The 6,242-nt window shown below is 46.3% G+C and carries 6 protein-coding genes and 3 tRNA genes; all 9 read right to left on the reverse strand.

The window, feature by feature from the left end:
• Positions 1–40: 40 nt before the first annotated feature.
• A complete protein-coding gene (locus EV212_RS07905; RefSeq protein WP_132091446.1) occupies positions 41–724 on the reverse strand; it encodes a peroxiredoxin in 684 nt (227 codons plus the stop codon).
• A gap of 181 nt (positions 725–905) precedes the next feature.
• Positions 906–977, reverse strand: a tRNA-Cys gene (locus EV212_RS07910).
• A gap of 23 nt (positions 978–1,000) precedes the next feature.
• Positions 1,001–1,072 (reverse strand) — tRNA-Glu (locus EV212_RS07915).
• Between the two features lie 74 nt (positions 1,073–1,146).
• A complete protein-coding gene (locus EV212_RS07920; protein ID WP_132091449.1) occupies positions 1,147–2,196 on the reverse strand; it encodes a sulfate/molybdate ABC transporter ATP-binding protein in 1,050 nt (349 codons plus the stop codon).
• A gap of 1 nt (position 2,197) precedes the next feature.
• Positions 2,198–2,902 (reverse strand): molybdate ABC transporter permease subunit, encoded by a 705-nt coding sequence (gene modB / locus EV212_RS07925; RefSeq protein WP_132091452.1) that lies wholly within the window; start codon positions 2,900–2,902, stop codon positions 2,198–2,200.
• 28 nt (positions 2,903–2,930) lie between these two features.
• Entirely contained in the window at positions 2,931–3,848 is a 918-nt protein-coding gene (gene modA, locus EV212_RS07930) for a molybdate ABC transporter substrate-binding protein (protein ID WP_132091455.1), read from the reverse strand.
• Positions 3,845–4,780 carry an MOSC domain-containing protein gene (locus EV212_RS07935; protein ID WP_132091458.1) on the reverse strand — a complete coding sequence of 312 codons (936 nt, stop codon included), beginning with the start codon at positions 4,778–4,780 and terminating at the stop codon, positions 3,845–3,847. Before EV212_RS07935 ends, modA begins: the two co-directional genes overlap by 4 nt.
• A gap of 32 nt (positions 4,781–4,812) precedes the next feature.
• Entirely contained in the window at positions 4,813–5,835 is a 1,023-nt protein-coding gene (locus EV212_RS07940) for a molybdopterin-binding protein (RefSeq protein ID WP_132091462.1), read from the reverse strand.
• 150 nt (positions 5,836–5,985) lie between these two features.
• Positions 5,986–6,057 (reverse strand) — tRNA-Asn (locus EV212_RS07945).
• Positions 6,058–6,242 lie beyond the last annotated feature (185 nt).

The following is a 6,242-nucleotide window of genomic DNA, read 5'->3' on the forward strand; positions in this document are numbered from 1 at the left end:
TCCGGAACGTCTCAAAAAGTGCCCGGACAAGCTCAGATAATTATTTTTTAGACTCTTTGCGGAAACGCAGAAACCAATCAAGACTGTATTCCGTATCCGACGGATTTGCCATATAACGCTCGGCTTCCTCACAGGTCGTTGGCGTCGGAATGATCACATCCTTTCCAGTAATCCAGTTGGCCGGTGTGGAGCAGTGTTCAGCGTCCGCCTTCTGTAAAGCGATAATGGCCCGACGGATTTCTTCAAAATTACGTCCGGTCGTCAACGGATAGTAAATGATCGCACGAATCACCGATTCAGGGTCAATGATAAAGACGGCCCGAACGGCCTGTGTACTGGATACATTCGGCTGAAGCATACCATATTTTGTGGAAACTTTCATGTTTAAATCGGCAATTATTGGAAAATTAATCTTAGGTTTAGAAATACCATTCCACTCCAGTTCTTCAATCTTCCGGAGCCATGCAATATGAGAATAAAGAGAATCTACCGACAAACCAATCAATTGGGTATTCATCTCTTTAAATGAATCTTCCATAGATGCCAATGTCATAAACTCTGTTGTACACACTGGTGTAAAATCCGATGGATGTGAAAAGAACAGGACCCACTTTCCTTTAAAATCTTCCGGAAAATTTATGGTCCCCTGTGTCGTAAGGACTGTAAATTCCGGCGCTTTGTCGCCAATCAATGGTAATCTATAGCTGTTTGTTTCTTCGTTCATCTTTATTTCCTCCTGTTACAATAATTATAATATACGAATTTTATTATAATATGCTCATTTTCAAAAAATAATCCAAACACTTGATATATTATCTCATTAAAACCTCACAGTTTGAAAATTTTTTCTGTTATTATTCTCCAAATAAAAAACCCCGAAAATTAAAACTTTCGGGGTTGGGTAGAGGCGCAGACCGGATTTGAACCGGTGCGTACTGGTGTTGCAGACCATTGCCTTACCACTTGGCTACTGCGCCTTACATGATGCACTTTTGTGCAATGACTCCAAGGGGATTTGAACCCCTGTTACCGCCGTGAAAGGGCGGTGTCTTAACCGCTTGACCATGGAGCCTCAGCGATATCTATACTATCATATCCAAAGAGTTTTGGCAAGAGAAATTTTCATTTTTTCCAGATTTTTTCATTTTATTCCGTCAGCAGGTGTAAATCTGACTTTTTCAGATAAAGCCTTTCCGGCATCTTATCCCGTCCATATTGCCACGCATCTTTAGATACTTTCCAATCCACCCGTCCTGAAGCATGTATCGACGTCTTGAAGGAAATATTGTATTCAAACAAATCCTCTGTTACCACTGGTTCAAGCACAGAAAAAACAAGCCCCTCCTTATCCTCTGCTTTATGCATACTAAATTGATGCGCGCGGATGGCCACTGCCTGAATGTCCATCCCGGCTTTTCCCTGAATCGGCAGTACCATATCCCACTCCTCCGCATAAATGCCAAAATCCACAGGCCGGACTTTTGCAATATTTTTACATCCGGTCAACCGGGCTATAGTTATGTTTCCCGGCTCATCAAAAAGCCATTTTGTATTGCCCTGACCTGCTAGCCGTCCCTGTTTAAGAACAATCATTTCTTCGCTCATCCGGTACACTTCGTCCCTGTTATGGGATACTAAAATAACAATTCCCGGATAAGTTTCGAGCATTTCCATCAGATTTCTCTGCATCTGATCCCTCAGATAAACATCCAGCGCCGAAAATGGCTCATCAAGCAATATGACTTCCGGCTCGCAGACCAACATTCTCGCCAGAGCAACTCTCTGCTGCTGCCCTCCGGAAAGCTCTCCCGGAAGCCGCTTTTCCAGCCCGTTCAGATGAAATTGTTCCACTATCCCACCAACCCGCTGCATGATTTCTCCTCTTTTTCCGGTCAAACCTGCAGCAATATTCTGTTCCACAGTCATCGTCGGAAAAAGAGCATAGTTCTGAAAAAGATAGCCCACTTTACGTAACTGGGGTTTTAAATTCATCCTCTCTAAAGAATCAAACAGAGTCTTACCGTTAACAACAATGCGCCCCTCATCCGGCCGCTCAATTCCGGCAATGCTTTTTAAAGTCAGGCTTTTACCGCACCCGGATGCGCCGAGAATGCCAATACGCCGACTGTCACTTTGAAATGCAATATTCAATTTAAAAGCCCCTAAATCCTTCTTGATCAAAACCTCGATTGACATCCTACCACCGTTTCACATGCTTCATCTGTTTTCCGATAATTAAATTCATTACGCACACAATACCAAAAGCAAGGGCCACGACAATTCCGACCCAAACCCCTGCCGTCAGATAATCGCCGTCCTGTATGACCATAGCGATTTTCTGTGAGATCGTCCCGGTTTTTCCCGGAATATTTCCTGCCAGCATAGAAGTGGCGCCATACTCCCCCATCGCTCTCGCAAAGGTTAAAATCGTCCCGGCCGCCACCCCCGGCCCGGCTGTCGGCATGACGACCTTCCAGAAAATCTTCCATTCCGACATGCCCAAGGTCCGGGCCGCATAGATCAAATTCACATCAATTTGTTCAAATGCTGCCCGGGCATTCCGATACATTAAGGGGAAGGCAATCACTGTCGCCGCGATCACACAGCCTGCCCAGGATTGAATGACCTTAATATTGAACGTATCATACAGGCAGGCCCCCACAGGTCTCCTGGTACTAAAGAGCAAAAGCAGAAAAAATCCTGCGACCGTCGGCGGAAGGACCATCGGCAATGTCAAAATTCCATCCATCACAGCCTTTATCCCCGGTTTTGCCCTCACTACCTTTCGGGCCGCATAAATCCCCCCAAAAAACGCCAGAACAGTGGCCACCGCGCCGGTCTTCAGCGAAATGATCAGAGGACTCCAGTCCAGATTCATTAAAATCTCTCCTACTTTTTCCATTCTTCATCTCCCCTGCTCTCAGGCATTGTTATTCCACATTCGTATCAAAATAATAATTCTCAAACACATCCTCAGATGCATCCGAAAGGACAAACTGTAAGAAATCCTCCGCTGCCTTTTTCTGTGTTTCATCCGCTTCTTTATTCTGGACCAGACAAATCGGATAGATCACATCACCCGTCAGGTCATAACTTACTTTTTCAAGGATTTCCACCTTATCTTCATAGCCATAGGTATCTGAATAATAGGTTGTTCCGACCTCGCAGGCCCCTTCAGCCACCGCGATCAGCACCTTGCTTACATTGTCCTGCTCACTGATCTCCACACCGCCCAGAGCATCGGATATTTCCTGTGTCGTAATGAGAGAAATATCCTCCACTTCCTGCAAAATTCCCATATTTACAAGCGCCTGACGGGTATATTTGCCCACCGGGACACTGCCGCCGGCCAGCGCAATACTGGCAGCTGTCTCCAGATTTTCAAGTCCGGTCACTTTCGTACCACTGTCTTTTAACGTTAATACTACGACCTGATTGTTGACAACATTATGACGTGAACCTTCAATTATCAGCCCATCCGCCTCCAGTTGATCCATCTGCTTCTGCGCTGCCGAAAAGAAAATATCGCAGGCGTAACCTTCTTCAATCTGGGTTAAAAGCTTTCCTGAACTGTCCGCATTAAATGTAATCTTTACTTCCGGATGTTCGCTCTGGTATTGCTCTGCCAGATCGGTCATTACCGTGTTGAGACTGGCAGCAATAAATACCTGAATCTCTGTCTCCTCTGCTCCGCTCTCCTCATTTTGAACTGCCTCTGCCTTCGTTTCTTCGCTTCCGGCTGATTCCGTCTCTGCCTTTGGCTCATCCTTGCCCGAACAGGACATAAGACCCGTAAGCATACCTATCACCATTCCCACTGCCATTATCCGTTTCATCCATCGTTTCATCTTCTTGCACACTCTCCTTCTGTTCCACTTAATATTCCAAGGCCGTGCTTTAACTCGGGCAATATATACTCCAATGCTTCCCGGACCGCTTTTGGGCTTCCCGGCAGATTAACGATCAAAGTTCCTTTTCTTATCCCCGCCTCTCCCCGGCTTAACATCGCCCGCTTCGTTATCGTCATCGAATATGCCCGAATTGCTTCGGCAATTCCCCGGGCCATCCGGTCACACACTGCAATTGTCGCTTCCGGCGTGATATCCCGTTTTGAAAATCCCGTTCCTCCCGTAGTAAGGATCAGCTGTACCTGCCGACTGTCGGCAAGCCGCTCTAACTCATGTTCAAGCATTTGTTGTTCATCCGGAAGAACAAACATTTCCACAACCTCATACCCATCCTCCAAAAGCATCTCCCGGGCCGTCGGTCCGCTTTGATCCTCACGCTTCCCAGCATATCCCTTGTCACTTAACGTAATCACCGCCGCCGTATAAGGTCGCCTGCCGTCTGTCGGAATTTCCACAACCTCATCACCCTTTTCAATGCGTCCGCCGTGCAAAACCCGGGCAAATATCCCCTCTCTCGGCATAATGCAATCTCCCATCCGCTGGTAAATCTCGCAATGGCTATGACATTCCTTTCCTATCTGTGTCACTTCCAGCACAGCATCCCCGATCTTAAACCGAGTGCCTGTAGGCAGCGCAGCCAGATCAAAACCTTCAACGACAAGATTTTCTCCAAAGTCACCGTATGCGACATCGGCACCTTTCGAACGAAACGCTTCTATTTTTTCCTGCGAAAGGAGGCTGACCTGCCGATGCCAGTCTCCGGCATGAGCATCGCCGACAATTCCCCATTTTTCTTTTAATTCTGCCTGTAATACTTCCTCTTTTTTCGTTCCCCTGCGCTCGCTGATGCAGATTGCCCGAATTATACCCATATTTTTCCTCCTGCTCCTCTAAGCATTATTTTTTATCCTTTTCCGAAGCCGCAATTCGGAAATGTACATACCGGGCATGACAGACATAATCCGCCTTCCCCCATTAAAGCGATTTGCTCTTCTGTTAATTTTTCACCGGTTAAAATTCTTGGGAGCACCAAATCGAAAATTGTCCGTTTTGAATACATCACACACCCCGGAAGCCCCATGATCGGAACTTTTCCTTCATAATAAGCCAACATGAACATGGCTCCCGGAAGTACAGGTGCACCATAGGTAATAACCTCTGCTCCCGTATTCTTAATCGCCAGAGGCGTGCGGTCATCCGGATCCACGCTCATCCCGCCTGTACACAGAATCATATCAACCCCGGCCGTCAGCATCCTCCAAATCGCTTTTCCAATCTGTTCCGGGTCATCCCCACACAGTGCATGTTCCGTCATCCGCGCGCCATACTCGGCCAGCTTTTCCTCAATTACCGGAGTAAATGTGTCTGCAATACGATTTTTATAAACCTCATTTCCGGTCACGATCACACCGGCGGTATGAAGACGATAAGGCCAAATTTCAAAAACCGGCGCCGACCTGCCCACCTGGCGGGCCGCCTCCATCATTTCTTTTTTGATCACCAGCGGAATAACTCGCGTTCCTGCAATTTTATCGCCCTTTTTCACCGGAAAATCGCCATGTCTGGATGCGACCATCATCTGTCCCAGACGATTGATCCCGGTTAACTTTTCCCGGTCAATTTTCAGCACACCGTCGATATCAGCAAACAGCTCAATCTTACCTTCTTTAATCTCCGATCCGTGCATATGCGCCCCTTTGCAAATTTCACATAAAACCTCTGCCGCTTCATTTTCATGCATCGTAGTCTCGTCATTTTCCCAGATATAGATATGTTCTTTCCCCACGCCCAAAAGCACCGGTATGTCCTCTTCCGTGATCACATGACCCTTTCGAAACACTGCGTCCTTTGTCACGCCCCGGATGATCTGGGTAATGTCATGGCATAATACCTGGCCGACAGCATCTTCTGTACGTATTAATTTCACTGAATTTCTCCTTAATATTTTTGCTATCAATAGTATAATGTTTAAAAATCAGAATGTCAATTGAAGGACTTTTTCCATTATCTACAGTTTTAATACCCTAACTGTATAATAAAAAAACAGGCTATTCAATAATGAATAACCTGTTTACAGCTCCCCGAGCGGGGCTCGAACCTGCAACAACTCGGTTAACAGCCGAGTGCTCTACCATTGAGCTATCGAGGAATATTTATTTTATATCGCTAAAATGACGTTCACCGAAAAAGCCCTGCTTTTAAGGTTACGTCAGCCAGCCAAATCTTTTGAAGACGCATATGCCTTCAAAACTACATACTGAAAATGTCTTCCATCGTCTCTTTCTCTCTCCTGACCCGCCTTCTGGTCATGCCCTCGACCGATTAGTGACAGTC

Origin of the sequence: Frisingicoccus caecimuris (assembly GCF_004340975.1) — a bacterium.
GTDB classification, from domain to species: Bacteria; Bacillota; Clostridia; order Lachnospirales; family Lachnospiraceae; genus Frisingicoccus; species Frisingicoccus caecimuris.

Bases quoted from the DNA above. Each gene is read 5' to 3' on its own strand.
- EV212_RS07905 (WP_132091446.1), bottom strand. From the start codon at position 724: ATGAACGAAGAAACAAACAGCTATAGATTACCATTGATTGGCGACAAA.
- EV212_RS07920 (WP_132091449.1), bottom strand. From the start codon at position 2,196: ATGTCAATCGAGGTTTTGATCAAGAAGGATTTAGGGGCTTTTAAATTG.
- modB (WP_132091452.1), bottom strand. From the start codon at position 2,902: ATGGAAAAAGTAGGAGAGATTTTAATGAATCTGGACTGGAGTCCTCTG.
- modA (WP_132091455.1), bottom strand. From the start codon at position 3,848: ATGAAACGATGGATGAAACGGATAATGGCAGTGGGAATGGTGATAGGT.
- EV212_RS07935 (WP_132091458.1), bottom strand. From the start codon at position 4,780: ATGGGTATAATTCGGGCAATCTGCATCAGCGAGCGCAGGGGAACGAAA.